The 14,652-nt window shown below is 65.2% G+C and carries 17 protein-coding genes; 11 read left to right on the top strand and 6 right to left on the bottom strand.

Annotated elements, in window-relative coordinates:
* Nucleotides 1-18: 18 nt before the first annotated feature.
* The 5 genes from V6657_RS22635 (at nt 19) to V6657_RS22655 (ending at nt 4,660) form a co-directional block, all read left to right on the top strand.
* The gene (locus V6657_RS22635; RefSeq protein ID WP_137884542.1) at nt 19-1,182 is read left to right on the top strand and encodes an alkane 1-monooxygenase; all 1,164 of its coding nucleotides are present in this window, start codon (nt 19-21) and stop codon (nt 1,180-1,182) included.
* A gap of 59 nt (nt 1,183-1,241) precedes the next feature.
* Complete coding sequence (locus V6657_RS22640; protein ID WP_137884543.1) at nt 1,242-2,144, top strand: AraC family transcriptional regulator; 903 nt, start codon at nt 1,242-1,244, stop codon at nt 2,142-2,144.
* A 105-nt stretch (nt 2,145-2,249) separates the two neighbouring features.
* The gene (locus tag V6657_RS22645) at nt 2,250-3,140 is read left to right on the top strand and encodes an NmrA family NAD(P)-binding protein (protein WP_137884544.1); all 891 of its coding nucleotides are present in this window, start codon (nt 2,250-2,252) and stop codon (nt 3,138-3,140) included.
* A gap of 135 nt (nt 3,141-3,275) precedes the next feature.
* Complete coding sequence (locus V6657_RS22650; RefSeq protein ID WP_137884545.1) at nt 3,276-4,061, top strand: hypothetical protein; 786 nt, start codon at nt 3,276-3,278, stop codon at nt 4,059-4,061.
* Between the two features lie 74 nt (nt 4,062-4,135).
* Nucleotides 4,136-4,660, top strand: coding sequence for a BON domain-containing protein (locus V6657_RS22655; RefSeq protein WP_137884546.1), 525 nt, complete (start codon nt 4,136-4,138; stop codon nt 4,658-4,660).
* 3 nt (nt 4,661-4,663) lie between these two features.
* On the opposite strand, the gene V6657_RS22660 is transcribed toward V6657_RS22655, so the two are convergent.
* The 4 genes from V6657_RS22660 to V6657_RS22675 form a co-directional block, all read right to left on the bottom strand.
* Nucleotides 4,664-5,143 (bottom strand): YbhB/YbcL family Raf kinase inhibitor-like protein, encoded by a 480-nt coding sequence (locus V6657_RS22660; RefSeq protein ID WP_137884547.1) that lies wholly within the window; start codon nt 5,141-5,143, stop codon nt 4,664-4,666.
* 170 nt (nt 5,144-5,313) lie between these two features.
* Entirely contained in the window at nt 5,314-5,676 is a 363-nt protein-coding gene (locus tag V6657_RS22665) for a DUF1304 domain-containing protein (protein ID WP_064809001.1), read from the bottom strand.
* Between the two features lie 79 nt (nt 5,677-5,755).
* Nucleotides 5,756-6,190, bottom strand: a complete 435-nt coding sequence (locus V6657_RS22670; protein WP_048935757.1) for a helix-turn-helix domain-containing protein — start codon at nt 6,188-6,190, stop codon at nt 5,756-5,758.
* Entirely contained in the window at nt 6,187-6,561 is a 375-nt protein-coding gene (locus tag V6657_RS22675) for a GIY-YIG nuclease family protein (RefSeq protein WP_048935758.1), read from the bottom strand. The genes V6657_RS22670 and V6657_RS22675 overlap by 4 nt, the downstream gene beginning before the upstream one ends.
* Before the next feature lie 216 nt (nt 6,562-6,777).
* Here V6657_RS22675 and V6657_RS22680 point away from each other — a divergent pair, with 216 nt between their 5' ends.
* Nucleotides 6,778-7,494: a dienelactone hydrolase family protein gene (locus tag V6657_RS22680; RefSeq protein ID WP_021192756.1), complete on the top strand. Its 717-nt coding sequence runs from the start codon at nt 6,778-6,780 to the stop codon at nt 7,492-7,494.
* Nucleotides 7,495-7,509: 15 nt separating this feature from the next.
* Here V6657_RS22680 and V6657_RS22685 read toward each other — a convergent pair whose 3' ends face one another.
* Together V6657_RS22685 and V6657_RS22690 are read right to left on the bottom strand one after the other, a co-directional pair.
* Nucleotides 7,510-9,132 carry an NAD(P)/FAD-dependent oxidoreductase gene (locus tag V6657_RS22685; protein ID WP_048935759.1) on the bottom strand — a complete coding sequence of 541 codons (1,623 nt, stop codon included), beginning with the start codon at nt 9,130-9,132 and terminating at the stop codon, nt 7,510-7,512.
* A complete protein-coding gene (locus V6657_RS22690) occupies nt 9,132-10,709 on the bottom strand; it encodes a polyamine aminopropyltransferase (RefSeq protein ID WP_048935760.1) in 1,578 nt (525 codons plus the stop codon). Before V6657_RS22690 ends, V6657_RS22685 begins: the two co-directional genes overlap by 1 nt.
* Before the next feature lie 187 nt (nt 10,710-10,896).
* Here V6657_RS22690 and V6657_RS22695 point away from each other — a divergent pair, with 187 nt between their 5' ends.
* The 5 genes from V6657_RS22695 to speD all read left to right on the top strand — a co-directional run bounded on the left by V6657_RS22695 (nt 10,897) and on the right by speD (nt 14,511).
* Complete coding sequence (locus tag V6657_RS22695) at nt 10,897-11,295, top strand: DUF350 domain-containing protein (RefSeq protein ID WP_048935761.1); 399 nt, start codon at nt 10,897-10,899, stop codon at nt 11,293-11,295.
* A gap of 38 nt (nt 11,296-11,333) precedes the next feature.
* Entirely contained in the window at nt 11,334-12,383 is a 1,050-nt protein-coding gene (locus V6657_RS22700; RefSeq protein ID WP_048935762.1) for an SPFH domain-containing protein, read from the top strand.
* Between the two features lie 75 nt (nt 12,384-12,458).
* The gene (locus V6657_RS22705) at nt 12,459-13,910 is read left to right on the top strand and encodes a DUF4178 domain-containing protein (RefSeq protein ID WP_048935937.1); all 1,452 of its coding nucleotides are present in this window, start codon (nt 12,459-12,461) and stop codon (nt 13,908-13,910) included.
* Nucleotides 13,907-14,095, top strand: coding sequence for a hypothetical protein (locus tag V6657_RS22710; RefSeq protein ID WP_048935763.1), 189 nt, complete (start codon nt 13,907-13,909; stop codon nt 14,093-14,095). Before V6657_RS22705 ends, V6657_RS22710 begins: the two co-directional genes overlap by 4 nt.
* Nucleotides 14,092-14,511, top strand: coding sequence for an adenosylmethionine decarboxylase (gene speD / locus V6657_RS22715; RefSeq protein ID WP_048935764.1), 420 nt, complete (start codon nt 14,092-14,094; stop codon nt 14,509-14,511). Before V6657_RS22710 ends, speD begins: the two co-directional genes overlap by 4 nt.
* Nucleotides 14,512-14,652: the final 141 nt, after the last annotated feature.

Consider the following 14,652-nt stretch of genomic DNA (forward strand, 5'->3'; position numbering starts at 1 on the left):
GCAACCAGGAGGAAGACAATGGCCACACCCGGCACCGTCGCGTCCGTTGAATGGACCGACAGCAAGCGGTATCTCTGGATGCTCGGCGCGCTGACGATCACGCTACCGATGATTGCCGCCGCCCTGGCGCTGTCGACTGGGTGGCATCCGTTGTGGTGGGCTGGGCCGGTCATCGTGTTCACGATCATTCCGCTGCTCGATTACCTGATTGGCGACGACCGGGACAACCCGCCCGAAGAAGTCGTCCCCGAGCTGGAAAAGCAACGCTACTACCGCCGCATCGTCTATCTGGCGACCACCGTGCTCTACGTGAGCTTTGCCGTGGCGATGTGGGTGCTGCACACCTACGAGCTCACTTGGTACGACTACATTGCGTTCGCGTTTTCACTGGGCGTGGTGACAGGCATCTCGATCAACACCGCGCACGAACTCGGCCACAAGACCAACGGCTTTGAGCGCTGGCTTGCCAAGATCACGCTGGCACCGGTGGCGTACGGGCACTTCTTCGTCGAGCACAACCGCGGCCACCACGTGCGGGTGGCCACACCAGCCGACCCGGCGAGCGCACGCTTTGGTGAGTCGTTCTGGGAGTTTCTGCCGCGCACCGTGGTGGGCAGCGTCAAATCCGCCTGGGCGCTGGAGAAGCAGCGCCTTGAGCACAACGGGCATTCGGTGTGGTCGTGGCGCAATGACGTGCTCAATGCCTGGGCGATGACGGTGGTACTGTGGGCTGTGTGCATCGCCTTTGTCGGCCTCAAGGCTGTGCCTTTCCTGCTGATCCAGGCGGTGTATGGGGCTTCATTGCTGGAGGTGGTGAACTATCTGGAGCACTACGGCCTGTGCCGCAAGCAACTGCCCAGCGGCCGCTACGAGCGTTGCACGCCGCAGCATTCGTGGAACAGCAATCACGTGGTGACGAACCTGTTCCTGTATCAACTGCAGCGCCATGCCGACCATCACGCCAACCCGACGCGTTCGTTCCAGGCGCTGCGTCACTTCGAGCATTCACCGCAATTGCCCGCCGGCTATGCCGCGATGGTGCTGCTGGCCTATGTGCCGCCGCTGTGGTTTCGCGTGATGAACCCGCGCGTGATTGCGCACTACCAAGGGGACATGTCGCAGGCAAACATCAAGCCGTCGATTCGCGCACAGGTCGTGGCGCAGTATCCGGCGCGCGCCTGACGTACGCACGGGGTTGGCGGCAGAATGTCGGGGTGATCACGGGACTGCCTACCCACGCCATGAACACCGCCATGCCTGCCTCCTTGCCAGAACCCGCTCCAATCAGCCTGCGATCCAGTGATGGCTTCGGCTGGCAAGGCTTTGCCGCCACGCTGCTCGGCATCCGCCCAGGAACGTACCGCGTGCCGGCCATGGAGGCTCACCGCATCAATGTGCATATCGGTGCGCCTGTCCGGGCGAACTGCGTGTGCGACGGCCGCCGCTATTCCCGCATCCAGGCGCATGGTGATGCGGACGTGATCCCCGCCGGGTTGCCCGGCATGTGGACGGACGATGCCGACTGCCGCATCCTCCGGATCGCCATCAGCGACGTGTTCGTACGGAGCATCGGCGAGCAGGTTGGGGCGCCGGCGGCACAGATCGCGCCGCATCTGCAATGGCGCGATGCGCGCGTGCATTACTTGGCGGCAGCGCTCGGCGCAGAGCTGGAAGCGGAAGACACCTCCGACGCGCTGTATGCAGAAAGCCTGTGCACGGCGCTGGTGGTGCGCTTGCTGAACAGCAGCCGTGAGGTTGCCGCCGCTGCGGCCGACAGCGCACGCACCTTGGCCCCCCGTATGGCCGCACGCGTGATCGACTACATCGAAGCCCATCTGCATCAGCGGCTGACGCTGGCTGAACTGGCGGCACAGACCGGCCTGAGCACGCCGCATTTCAAGGTGCTGTTTCGCGCAACACTGGGTGTGCCGGTGCATCGGTACGTCGTGCAGCGCCGGGTGGAGCGCGCGAAGGTGCTGCTGCTGGAGGGCCGGCGCAGCGCTTCACAGGTGGCGCTGGAGGTCGGCTTTGCACACCAGAGCCACCTGACGCAGTGGATGCAGCGACTGCTGGGCGTGACGCCGCGTGAAATCATCCGGGCAGGCCGGGCTGCCGCGACTGTTGCCGACACGCTCGCCGCATAGCCGGCACAACCCGATCCTCCATTCCTGCCAGATTCCTCCGTTCCTGCAAGTTCGCATTGCGGGGGCGGCCTAAGCTCGCGTCTCTCATCTGAAAGGAGCGCGAGCATGTACGTCATCTTTGGGGCATCGGGCAAGGTCGGGCGTGCCACGGCCATTGCGTTGCGCAACACCGGTCGCCCTGTGCGCGCGGTGGTGCGCCAGGCCAAGCAGGGCGAGGTGCTGGCCAAGATTGGCTGCGAAATCGTCTGCGCCGATCTGACCGACCCCGCCACGGTTGCCCCCGCCATCAAGGGCGCCACGGCGGTGCAGATCCTGTGCCCGGTGCCGGTCGGCGACGCGGACCCTGCATCGACCATGCAGCGCATGATCGACGTTGCCGCCGATGCGCTGCGTGCCAACCCGCCACCGGCCGTGCTGGCGCTGTCGGACTACGGTGCAGAACTGGACCGGGGTACCGGCCTGACGCGCTTGTTCCACTTGCTGGAAGAACGGCTCAAGCCGCTACCTACGCACCTGACGCTGCTGCGCTCGGCGGAGCACGCGCAGAACTGGGCGGCGATGCTGCCCGTGATGCTGGCGACGGGGCGGCTGCCGAGTCTGCACAGTCCGTTAGACCGGGCGTTTGCGACCGTCTCAACGCAGGACGTAGGCGCGCTGGCTGCCGAGTTGCTGCTTGAGGTGCCATCTACCAAAGCGCCGCGTATCGTCAGCGTGGAGGGGCCACGCCGCGTGAGCCTGATCGAGGTTGCGCGCGCCTTCAGCACTGTCGTCGGTCGCGAGGTCGTTGCCGACGCCGTACCGCGCGAAGCCTGGGCACCGATGCTGCAACGGGCCGGCTTGAGCGAAAACCATACGCAGCTGCTCACCGAGTTGTACGACGCCGTCAACGCGGGGCAGATCGATGTGGAGAAGGGCGTGTCCGAGCAGCGCTTTGGCAAGACCGAGTTGACGGATGCATTCACCGCGATGCTGGCCGCGCATGTGAAATCGAGATGACCCGATGATGTGACCAGAGGGCGCAGCAGCCCGCAAATGCGAATGCCTCTTATGCGGATTTCTGTCTGCGCCTTCCGGTTATTTCGCGCAGCGCGCGTTGCGCCACTATGATCTCGGAAATTCCCTGGGGTCATCATGCTGGTTGGACGTGTCACACGCGCTGTTTGGATGGCGGCTGTGCTCGGCGGCGCTGCGCTGCCCGCGCGCGCGGTCTTGCCTGACGAGATTCAGGTCTACACCGGCGACATCAATGCCCCAGGGCAATTCGGCCTGGAACTGCACCTGAACACCACGCCCAGCGGCATCGGAGAGCCCAGCTATCCGGGCGAGGTCACGACACCGCACGGGTGGCGTGCCACGGCGGAGTTCTCCTACGGGCTCACACCGTCGCTGGAGCTTGGGTTGTACGTGCCGACCACGCTCACACGCGAGAACACGTATTACGTAACAGGCCCCAAGGTGCGCCTGAAATGGATGCCGATCCGCCCCGAGGACGACGTGGGTCAGTTTGCCGGCGTCAACGTGGAGGTGGCCCACGTTGCCGGGCGCTTCGAGCAATCGCAGAACGCACTGGAGCTGCGGCCCATCTACGGGTACCAGGGCGAACGCTGGCTGTGGGCAGTCAACCCGGTGCTGGACTGGAACCTGTCCGGTCCGGGCCGCAGTGGCGTACCGGAGGCCGCGCCGAGCTTCAAAATTGCCCGCACGGTCACGACGGGTGTGCGGGCAGGCATGGAGTACTACGCGGGTCTTGGACCCATCAACCACATCGCGCCGCTGCATGAGCAGCAGCACACGGTGTTCCTGGCGTTTGACGTCGACCGCAAGCCCTTCGTCTTCAACTTCGGCATCGGGCGCGGCCTGACGCGCGCAACGGATCGCTGGACGTTGAAGTGGATCTTCGAGATTCCGTTCAGTTGAGCCTTGGCCGCCGCGCCACGTAGCACCTATGCTTGGCAGCAACCGATTGCGCCGGGAACGCCCGGGAGGTCGCCATGACGATCGACATCCGCTGCATTGCACTAGGATTGGTGTTATTCGCCTTTGCCGCGCACGCAGAAGACGACCTGCAGAATCGCGGCCACGATCCGTTCTTCCAGATCTCGTCGGGTGTAGCCAATTGCCCTGAACCTGCCGGCCCGCGCATCAGCGAGGCTGAATGGAAGCGCGATTCCCATCACCGTATCGAGCACGGCAACCACTGCTGGGTCGAGGGCCGTTGCCGCCTACCCAATGCCTTTGCCTACGACGACGAGATTGCCGAGACGGCGCAGCGGCGCCTGCAGTGGATGGCGATTCACGTGCCCGGCTGGAAGCAAAGTACGACGCTGTGGGTGACGGTGTGGCAGCGCTGGATGCTCGTGCAGGGATGCGTGGCGCCGGGCTATGCGTTCGAGCCGTTCATGACCGCGCTGCGCGACGTGCCGGATGTCGAGCGCTTCATCAACGAGACGACGGCACACCCGGAGCGCGGCGTGCCGTATGCGCTGTTCCACAAGGGCGCGGTTGCCAAGCCCTGATCTTCAGGGCTTGTGCTTCTGATAGGTACCGACGAGCTCCGCCTCGGCAATGACGTGACCGCGCATGGCACGTTCCAGCGCCGCCTTGTCGGGTGCGCCCATCTCCGGCAGTTCCACGTTCAGCGCATAGAGCTTGTGATAGTAGCGATGGCGCCCGACGGGTGGGCAAGGGCCGCCGTACGCGGTGCGTTGCCAGTCGTTGGTGCCGGCGCGCGTGCCGGGTGGCAGTCCCTTGCGTGCTGCGTCTTCGGCGATGGCCGTTGCGCTGGGCGGGATGTTGTAGAGCAGCCAGTGCACCCAGGTCATCTTCGGTGCGGCGGGGTCCGGCGCGTCCGGATCGTCGACGATCAGCACCAGGCTGCGTGTGCCCTCCGGTGCGCCGGTCCAGGCCAGTGGTGGCGATGTATCCGAGCCTTCGCATGTGAGATGGCTGGGGATTTCGCCACCGGTGGCAAAAGCGGGTGAGGTCAGGGTGAGCGTCATGGCGGTTCTCGCTTTCACTTGAGCGGAGACGGGATGGCCGCATACGCCCGCCAGTAGCAACGTCAGGAAGCACCATTGGCAGGTTGCGCGCGACATGATTGGAATTCCGTGGATCCTTTCAAGCTAGTGCGCAATGGCGGTGCCGACAAGCACCGCCGGGTTTGCTCCGCTCAGGCAAACCACCCTAGCACCAGGGCTGCCACCGCCGGCACTGTCTGCACGTAGAGAATCCGCTTGCTGACCGTGATGGCGCCCCAGATGCCGGCCACCGCCACGCAGATCAACCCGAACAGCGCGAACGATGCGTTGACCACCGGGTCCGGCGCCACCAGCCCAATCACCAGCGCCGCCACCAGGAAGCCGTTGTACAAGCCCTGGTTGGACGCCATCGCCGCGGTTTCTGCCGCCTTCTCTGGCGTGATGCGGAACACCTTGGGGCCGCGTGTCTTCCACAGCACCATCTCCAGCACGACGATGTAGACGTGGATCAGCAGCACCAGCAGATAGACGATCAGGGCAAGGGTTTTGATCATGGCGTTTGTCATGTCAGGAATGAGCGTGCCGCCATGATAGAGATTTTGCGCCGCCTGCCTGCTCCCAGAAGGAGGGGTATCAGCGCGCCGTCAGCACGCGGGCTTGGGCAAAGGTGTGCAGCGACGCTTCTGCCGATGCGATGGATGCTGGCTCGATTGCCGTCAGCGCCTGGCCGCAGAGCCAGTCGATGGTCTCGCGTGCGTTGTGCGCGAGTGTCTTGCCTGCGGGGCGAATGGCGATCTGGCGGCCCGCGTGCGTGCTTCGGCGCTCGACCAGGCCGATCTTCTCCAGCGCCAGCACGCGCTGGAGCACGGCAGGGCGTGGCAGCCCGAGCGGCTGCGCACATTCCGCAAGGCTGGCGTGGCTGTCCGCATGTGAGGCCAGCCAATCCAGCAGCACGAAATCAGCGAAGTCGACGCCGTAGTGCGTGCCGAGCTTGTCGTCGAGTTTGCGCCGCAGGCTGGCCTGCGCGCGCTGCACCGCCATGCAGAACGTGAATCCGGCGGTGCTCATGCCGTGTGCTCCGCGTTCTCATAGGCGGACGCGCCTTGGCATGGGATCTCCTGGCGCCAGAGCGTCACCAGCGTTTCCAGTTCGTGCGCCGCATCAAAATCCGGCGTCTCGCGGTGCTTGACCAGATCGAGCACCTCAAACACGAAGCTTGATTCACCGTGGTCCGCCCAGTCCTTGCGCAGCAGCGCGTTGGCATGGGTGCCGTGCTTCAGCTCGAACTGGTGGCGGTTGAGCGTGCCTTGCGCGTTCGTGCTGCCCTTGACCAGCGCCCGGCCGGTGATGAGGTTGCGGATGGCATAAACACCCCAGCCTGCGCCTGCGCGGCTTCGGGTCTCCAGGTACTGGCGTTTCAGCTCCCGTCGGTCAGTCATGGTGGGTCCTTGTGCGATGCATGTGTGGTGCCGCCTGCGTTGATAGGCGGGCGTCGTCTTCTAATTATTACCCGGGTAATAATGGTTGGTCAATAATACCCGGGTTAAATGTTTGACGCGTGTGCTTTCGAACACTTGGCCTGTTGCGGGGGCGGCTGCAAATTTCACCGCCCGCGGCTATGCTGTGCGCTTTCGTTTCAGGCAAAGGAGCCACGCATGACTGCACCGCAAGGATCCATGATCTCGTTCAAGCGCCCGGATGGGCAGGAACTCCAGGGCTATCTGGCCAAGCCGGCCAAAACGGAGGGCGCCCCCGGGGTGGTCGTCATCCAGGAGTGGTGGGGCCTGAACGACCAGATTCGTGGCGTGGCCGACCGTCTGGCGCGCGCCGGCTACGTGGCGCTGGTGCCCGATCTGTATCGCGGCACGATGACGGTGGAAGAGGAAGAAGCCCACCACCTGATGAGCAACCTGAACTTTGGCGATGCGGCCACGCAAGACGTGCGCGGCGCCGTGCAATACCTCAAGCAGACCTGCGACCGCGTGGGCGTGACGGGCTACTGCATGGGCGGCGCGCTCACGCTGCTGGCGCTATGTAATGTGCCGGAGGCCGCCGCAGGCGTGGTGTGGTACGGCTTCCCGCCGCTGGAATACATCGATGCCTCGAAGATCAAGGTGCCGGTGCAGGGCCACTGGGGCACGCAAGACACCGCCTTCAAGATCGAAACGGTGGACGCACTGGAGAAGAAGCTGGTGGACGCCGGCGTCGATGTCGACTTCCATCGCTATCTTGCGCATCACGCCTTCGCCAACGAAACGGCCGTCGGCGAGAACCGCATCGCCATCACGCAGTACGACCCGGTGTGGGCGCAGCACGCGTGGGATCGTGCACTGACGTTCTTCGGCCGTACGCTCTGGCCGAACAAGGGCTAAAGCGCTAACGCTTCATCAGGCGGCCAGTATGGCCCGCGCCGCCTGATCGCCCCACCACGCCGCTTCTTCAAACACGGAATAGCCGGACAGGTCCGCATGCGCATAGTGGATCGGCCCGGTGTTCTCGCGCAGGCGCGCAATGCCCGGCCGCGAGAGAAAGCCCGGCGTGGGAATCGCCATGGCATGCCCGCGTAGTGTCAGGTCGGCCCGGCGGATCTGCGTGCGCAGGCGGATGCCGTACACCGTATCTAGATCAGCCAACGCGCGATCGAGCAATGCCTGCGGCGATGCGTTCAGCATCCACTCGCGCGCCGCCTTGGGCGTCATGTCTGACAGCGCCACGTAGGCCGTGAACACGCTCTGCGCGGGCGGCCCCACGCGAATGTCCTGGTGGTTGGCCACCACATAGCCCAGCCCCGTGCCCCGATAGACCACGTTGTCCCACGCGAGCGGCGTGTCGTCGTACTCGGGCGGAAAGCCTTCGATCAGCAGATTGGCAAGCAGCCACGGTGCGGCTTCGGGCAGCTCGGTGGCCGGCACATCAAAGCCTTCGACGACGTGCTTGGCAACATGCAGTGGCATTGCGTTCACCACGTGGTCGGCCAGTAGGCGCACCACGTGGCCGTCGGCTTGCAGCACGTCGGCATAGACGCGTGCACCGCCTTCGTTGGTCTTGCCGATGCGTGCGGCGCTGCCCGTAAGCAGGCGGCCGGCCTCGTTCAGGCCGGCGGCCTCGAACAGGCGTTCGGCCATCCAGTCCAGCCCTTCCGGCCAGGTGAGCACGGTGCCCTGTTCCGCATTGCTGGCCATGCCGCCACGGCTGGCAAAGTAAGCGATGCCGGCCCAGGCGGACACGTGATCCGCCGTGGCGCCGTAGTCGTCGCGGCAACAGTAGTCGGCATACCAGTGCAGCGTGGCGGCCTGGTAGCCCTCGCGGTGCAGCCAGTCGCGAAAGGTGAGCGTATCGAGCGCACGCCAGGCCGGGTCGGCGGAGGAGAGCGCGGTCGGCACGGCGAAGATACGGCGGCCGTCGTTGCCGGTGGTTTGACGCAGGCGGTCGATCTGCGCGAAGAAGCGGGTGTGCTCGGCGCGCTCGGCTTCGGTAATGCCCTCGTGCGGCACGAAGCCGTCTTGCCAGCGGTTGCCCAGCCACAGGCGTTCGTCGGGGGCATGCACGAGCACGCGTTCGTCGTAAGTCGGACGCAGCGCAAACGGATTGCGTTCGATCACGCCGAAGTCCGACAGCATCTCGCGCACGTGCGTCGATTCCATCGACGGCAGCGGCAGGTAATGCGCGCCGGTCGGGAAGCGTTGCGTGCCGAATGCACCGCCAGCGGCATTGCCGTAGCGCTCCGGGCCTTCCACGACCACCACGTCGCGCCGGCCGCTTTTCGCCAAGCGCCAGGCGCAGCTCAATCCGCCGATGCCGCTGCCGCAGATGACAACGCCAACGCGGCGTGTCTCCGACGGGGCAGGCAATGCCTTGAGGTCGCGCAACTGGTGGCCGGCGGCCTGGCCAGGCATACGCACGTTGGGCGTGATCTCAGTCAGCGCGCGAAAGCCGGCCCACGAGGCGGCACCAGCCGCTGCCACACCTGCCGCAGCGGCGCCGATCAGGAAACTGCGTCGCGTCGCCATCAGCGCAGCACGCCGTGCCAGTCTTCTTCAAAGTACCGCACCAGCGACTGGTTGTTCAGCCGGTTGGGCTCCACCTGCGGGCGCGGCATGTCGGGTGCGAAGCTGAACATCTGGTGTGTGGTGTCGGCGTCCAGGAAGCGCGTCGGCACGCGGTACGACGTGGGCGGCTGGAAATCCGCCCGGCCCGGCGCGGCGAGGATGAAGCCCCATTCGCCAAACGACGGCACCAGCGCGTGATACGGCCACGTGCGGTAGCCGGCTTCCTTCAGGGTCGCATCCACGCACCAGTACGAGCGTGGCGCGAAGTAGGGCGAAGTGGCCTGAATGACGACTAAGCCCGTATCCGCCACGTGCCGCGACAGCAGCCGGTAGAACGGCACCGAATACAGCTTGCCGATGCTGAAGTTGGACGGGTCCGGAAAATCGACGATGGCCACGTCGAACATGTCGGTGGCGGTCTGCAGCCATTGTCCAGCGTCCGCATTGACCACCGTCACGCGCGGATCGCTGAACGCATGCTCGTTGAGCGCAACCAGCGCCTCCGCATGCGAGAACAGGTTCGTCATGCGCGGGTCCAGATCGACCAGGGTGACGTGCTCGACTTGCGGGTACTTCAGGATCTGCCGCAGCGCCAGGCCATCACCGCCGCCCAGAACCAGCACGCGCCGCGCGCCGCGCACGGATTCCAGCGCGGGCAACACCAGCGCCTCGTGATAGCGGTATTCGTCACGTGAGGAGAACTGCAGGTTGCCGTTGATGTAGAGGCGCAGATCATCCTTCCAGCGCGTCACCACCAGCCGCTGATAGGGCGAGGAAATCGCGTGGATGATCTCGTCGCCAAATAGCGCGCGTTCAGACCAGTGCGTGAGCCTGTCCGATGCCGCAAAGCCCGCCAGCAGCGCGACGGCCACCGCGCCCGCGCGCCATGCCATCGCCATACGCATGCGGGCCGATAGTGCCAGCTCCGCGCGAAAGTGCCAGAGCGTCCAGACCGCAATCGCCGTATTGAGCAGCCCGAACAGGAAGCCCGTACGCACCAGCCCCAGGCGCGGCGCCAGCACCAGCGGAAACAGCAGCGATACGGCCAGCGCGCCCAGGTAATCGAACGTCAGCACACGGCTGACCAGATCCGAGAACTTGGCCTGCCGGCGATGCAGCATGCGCATCACCAGCGGAATCTCCATGCCGACCAGCACGCCGATCACCGTCACCAGCGCGTACAGCACCAACCGGAACGGTGCCGATTCCACCGCAAACAAGACAAACAGCGCCGCCGCCGACACGCCGCCGAACAATCCCACCAGCAGTTCCAGATCGACAAAGCGGGCGAGCAACGCATCGTCTGCCACGTAGCGCGAGAGCCACGAGCCGATGCCCATCGCAAACAGGTAGGCGCCGATGATGGAGGAGAACTGCAGGATCGAATCGCCCAGCAGGTACGAAGCCAATGCCCCGGCAATCAGTTCGTAAGCCAGCCCGCATGAGGCGACCACGAACACGGCGAGGACCAGCAAGGCGTTGCCGCGGCCGGCCGGTTGCGTAGGTTCGTAGGTGGCGTCAGGCTGCGGCGTCGACATGCGGAGGCGGGAGGAAAATGAACGTGCGTTAACAAACGGCTGGCGCAAATGCGAGCGCGATTGTGCCGCCTTTTTCCTGCCACGGCGAGCCGGCTGGTGCACGGCAACATCGGGGGGTACGCAAGCGACGGATCAGCCGCTATAGTGGCGCCACTTGCGCACTGCCCAGGCTGTTTGCCTTCTGCCCATGCCCGATATGACCGCTTCCGTGATCGCCTATGCCTCGCACCTGCTGGCGGGTGCTGTGGTGTTTGCCGGTTTCTTCTTCGTCTACCTGCGCCTGACGCCGTACGACGAGTTCAAGCTGATCCGTGAAGGCAACGTTTCCGCAGCGCTGTCGCTGGCCGGCGCGCTGCTCGGTTTCGTGCTGACCATCGCATCGAGCATCGCGCACGCCGATGGCCTGCTGCCGTTCCTGTTCTGGTCGGTGATGGCGTCTGTCGTGCAACTGGTCGTCTTCGTGGTGCTCACGCGCCTGATGCCCGACTACCGCCTGCAGATCGAGCACAACAACACCGCCGCCGGTATGCTGTTCGGCGTGAGTGCGCTGGCCGTTGGTGTGATCAACGCTGCCTGCCTGTCCTGATTGTTCCTGCACCGCGAATCATCGCGAAGGAGTTTCCTGTGAGCCTGTCCAGCTTTATCAAAAAGCAGTTTATTGACATCCTGCAGTGGACGGAGAGCGAAGACGGCGTGCTCGCCTGGCGCTACCCCATGCAGGACATGGAAATCCAGAACGGCGGCGCTCTGGTCGTGCGCGACTCGCAGATGGCGATGTTCGTCAACGAAGGCCAGATCGCCGACGTCTTCGGCGCCGGCACCTTCAAGCTGACCACGCAGACGCTGCCCGTCCTGACCTACCTGAAGAACTGGGACAAGCTGTTCGAGTCTCCCTTCAAGTCGGACGTCTACTACTTCAGCACGCGCCAGCAGCTCGGCCGCCGCTGGGGCACGCCGCAGCCGGTGACGGTGCGCGACAAGGATTTCGGCATGATCCGCCTGCGCGCCTTTGGCGTGTATGCGTACCACGTGGCTGATCCGAAGCTGTTCTACCAGCAGGTGAGCGGCACGCGCGACATCTATACCGTCGATGAAGTCGAGGCCCAGCTTGGCCCCGTCATCATGGGTGCCATGGCCACGGCGTTTGGCGAATCCGGTGTGCCGTTCCTGGACTTGGCCGCCAACCAGACGCTGATGTCGAACAAGGTGCGCGAGACCCTGGCGCCGCAGTTCACGCAGTACGGCCTGGCGCTCGACAGCTTCCAGGTCTCCAGCGTCACGCTGCCGGACGAACTGCAGGCCGCGATGGATCGCCGCATCAGCATGGACATGACCGGCGACATGGGGCGCTTCACGCAGTATCAGGCGGCGGAATCGCTGCCGCTGGCTGCGCAGAACGAAGGTGGCATCGCTGGCACGGGCGCGGGTCTGGCGGCAGGCCTGGCAATGGGCCAGACGATGGCCGAGAGCCTGCGCACCGCTGTGCAGGGCGGTGCCGGATCGGCTACCCCCGCTGCTGCACAACCGGCTGCCGCCGCACCGGTCGCTCCGGCTGCCGACGACCCGACCGCACGCCTGACCAAGCTCAAGGATCTGCTCGACAAGGGCCTCATCACCCAGGCTGATTTCGATGCAGGCAAGGCCGCCGTGCTCAAGGCACTGACCGGGGGCTGAGCGCAGCCTTGCTGATCGAATGACCGGGCGGCGCAGCTAGCCGCCCGTTTTGCTGTGCAATCGAACGACCCGACCATGTTTCATGCCAACTGCCCGGCGTGTGGCGCGCCGGTGGAACTGAAGTCCGCCGCTGCCGTGATGACGGTGTGCAGCTTCTGTAAGAGCACACTGCTGCGCGACGGCGAAATGCTGTCCGACATCGGCAAGATGTCTGCCGTGCTGGAGGACTACGCACGCGTGCAGATCGGCACCACCGGGCGCTACAAGAACAAGGCCTTCACCGTCGTGGGTCGCATCCAGTTGCGCTACGACGCGGGCTTCTGGAACGAGTGGTACGTGCTGTTCGACGACGGCACCGATGGCTGGCTGGCCGAGGCTTCAGGCCAAGTCACCATGACCTTCTCGCGTGGCGTGCCGCACAACGCCGTGGCGTTCGAAACGTTGCGCCCTGGCCAGCTCTACGATGCTGACGGCAAGCAGTTCACGCTGTCCGATGTGCGCGAGGCGGACTGCACCGGTGGCCAGGGTGAACTGCCCTTCCGTGTGGGCGAGGGTTGGCACGCGCGTGTGGCCGATGGCCGCCGCGAAGACGCCTTCATCACGCTCGACTACTCCGACGGCACCGCGCCCACGCTCTACCTGGGCGAGGCCACCACACTCGAAGCGCTCAAGTGCCAGCTCCTGCGCACCGACGCCGAGATCAAGGAAACCGCTGGCCGCGTCCCCCGCAAGCTCACCAACCTCGACTGCCCGCAATGCGGCACGTCGATCCCGTTCAGCCCCGGCGTGACCGGGCATGTGCTGTGCCCCGGCTGTGGCGCGGCCATCGATGCCGCCACGCCGCGCGGCGAGATTATTGCCCGCGCCCGCTCTGTGCCGCAGGTCGCCACCACGCTGGAGCTTGGCGACAAGGCGCTCATCGACGGCCAGCAATGGCAGGTGATCGGCGTGATGCGCCGCACGGTGGTCGACGGCGGCGGCGAGTGGTTCGAATACCTGCTATACACCCCCAAGCGTGGCTTCACGTGGATGGTCGAAACCGACGACGGCTGGTTCCGCGCCAACGTGCTCGACCGCTGGCCCACGCAGACCGACGGCCGCAAGGCGACGCTCGGCAACACGCAGTACACCCGCGACGAGGACTACACCGCACGCGTGACCTACGCTGCCGGCGCCTTCAATTGGCGCGTGCAGGCCGGTGACCAGACCCGCGTGGTCGAATACACGGCCGGCCAGGAAAGCCTTGCCGCAGAGAGCGATGCGCATGAATTGAGCTGGTCCCGGAGCACCCCTGTCAGCACCGCGCAGATCAAGGCATGGTTCGGCAAGGTGGTCGCCGAACCGGTCAAGGACGTTTCGGCCTCGGGTTACATGACGGTGGCCGTGGTGTCCTGCGTACTGCTCGGCTTGCTGAATCTGGTGCCGTTCTTCATGGCGCCGGGCTCGGTGTTTGTGATCACGTTCTTTGCAGCGCTGATGCTGATCGTGCCGGCATGGCTGGTCGCCAAGGTCGGGGGCGGGGAATGAAAGGCTGGTTCGTGTTGTATGCCGTGTGTGTGGTGATCGGCGCAACGGTCATGGACTGGAAAGCTGGCTTTGCCGCCCCGCGCACGCCGTCGTATGGCGGCAGCACCAGCGGGTCTTCGTACTGGGGGGGCTCGTCGTCGGGCGGCAGCGGTTACGGCGGTGGCTTCAGCGGGGGCCACAAGTGACGCGCACGGACGCGACGCCGCACGCCGCAGCAACCTCTGCTGCAGTGGGCGAGCATCTGCTGCTCGATCTGTATGGCGTGGCGCCTGCGCTGCTGCGCGATGCCCAGGCACTGGAGGCCGCGCTGCGCGAGGCCGCCGCCGCGCTGGGCGCCACCATTCTTCATGCGCATCTCCATCGCTTCGATTCGCTGCGTGTGGGCGCGCCTGCCGGTGAACAGGGCGGGGTGACCGGTGTCCTGCTGCTGGCGGAATCACACCTGTCGATCCACACGTGGCCCGAGCACGGGTTTGCCGCCATTGATGCCTTCATGTGCGGCACCGGCACGACGCATGGCGCGCGTGCCGTGTTTGAGCGTGCGCTGGCACCGGAGCGTGTCGACGTGCGTGTCGCGCAGCGCGGTAGCGCATCCGCCTAAAGCATTCGGTTTAATCCAATATCGTTTTCGGCCCACGCTTCAAGCAGGCAGTGGGCTTGGCCGCCGTCGCCTTGAACTGGCGCCGGCAGGCACCTCGTCGTGGGGGGAAATGCGTACGCATTGACGTGCCATGATGGTTGT

The sequence above is a fragment of the Ralstonia sp. RRA genome (assembly GCF_037023145.1).
Classification (GTDB): Bacteria; Pseudomonadota; Gammaproteobacteria; order Burkholderiales; family Burkholderiaceae; genus Ralstonia.